Genomic DNA, 1,120 nt, shown 5'->3' on the forward strand with positions numbered 1-1,120 from the left:
GATCTCCGGATCAATGGATATTTGCTCCTCCCCGAAGCTTATCGCAGCTTATCACGTCTTTCTTCGGCCCTTAGTGCCAAGGCATCCGCCCTGTGCCCTTTCTGCTTGACCTTTGCATTACTGATACCCTAGCGTAGGTATCAGCGGTCTTTGATTCTCGTTGCTTGATTGATAACTATGTTATCGATGTCTTCCTATCTTGCGTTTATCAAGTAAGTGCACAAGTTTGAGAAAAAGACTGCTGGAAGCTTGCTTCCATAAGGACTTTTTATCAGGCTTGTATATGCAACGCAGTTGCGACCGAGTAAATCTCTGATTTACGAGGTACACTTACGTATCTTACTCAATAATATATCAAGGATATTTGATTAGTTTTAATCAAATTTACATGTATGCAGTTTTCAAGGTACGATTCTGACTGATATTTTATCAGTCATATAAGAGGAAAATCTCTTTTCTTCTTATATCACTGGTAAAACCAGTATTTAACAGCACTTCCTGGCTGGTTCAGGTTAGCACCGTACTCATCGAATCTCTTCTGTTCCCGCTTTGTTCCAACAAAACTCACTTCCGATGCCTGTTCTATATTCAGCAGACTTCCGTCTGTTTTTCTTTTTTTGGTCTGGCGCCCACCTACTCTCCCACACCGTCTCCAGTGCAGTACCATCGGCCGCCTGCGTCTTAACCGTCGTGTTCGGGATGGGAACGGGTGTTTCCCACAAGCGCATCGGCACCAGAAAAGTAGAGTACTTAATGAGTACAAGGTTTACCGCCGTACGAATTTAGTACGAACTTTGTTCGGAGGAACTTAATGAGAGGACATCTCTGATGTCATCGAATTTAGTGAACCGAACTTCCTTGTCTTTCTTGATAACTCAACAGTGATACACATTCGACTCTTTACTTTTTTCCGTTTTAGTTGGATTGATTCAGCTGCATTCACAACCTACTTATCCATTTCCGTTTTAGTTGGATTGATTCAGCTGCATTCACAACCTACTTGATCCGTTTCCTTAGAAAGGAGGTGATCCAGCCGCACCTTCCGATACGGCTACCTTGTTACGACTTCACCCCAGTCATCCGTCCCGCCTTCGGCAGCTCCTTCTTTGCAGTTAGGTCA

General features: G+C 43.7%; 3 rRNA genes. All 3 read right to left on the reverse strand.

Annotated features, from left to right (window positions below):
* A 23S ribosomal RNA gene (locus ACTNB8_RS16325) occupies positions 1-112 on the reverse strand; the annotation flags it as partial.
* A 508-nt stretch (positions 113-620) separates the two neighbouring features.
* Positions 621-738, reverse strand: a 5S ribosomal RNA gene (rrf, locus tag ACTNB8_RS16330).
* A 279-nt stretch (positions 739-1,017) separates the two neighbouring features.
* A 16S ribosomal RNA gene (locus ACTNB8_RS16335) occupies positions 1,018-1,120 on the reverse strand; the annotation flags it as partial.

It is taken from the genome of Blautia sp. HCP28S3_G10, from assembly GCF_052065235.1.
Classification (GTDB): domain Bacteria; phylum Bacillota; class Clostridia; order Lachnospirales; family Lachnospiraceae; genus Blautia_A.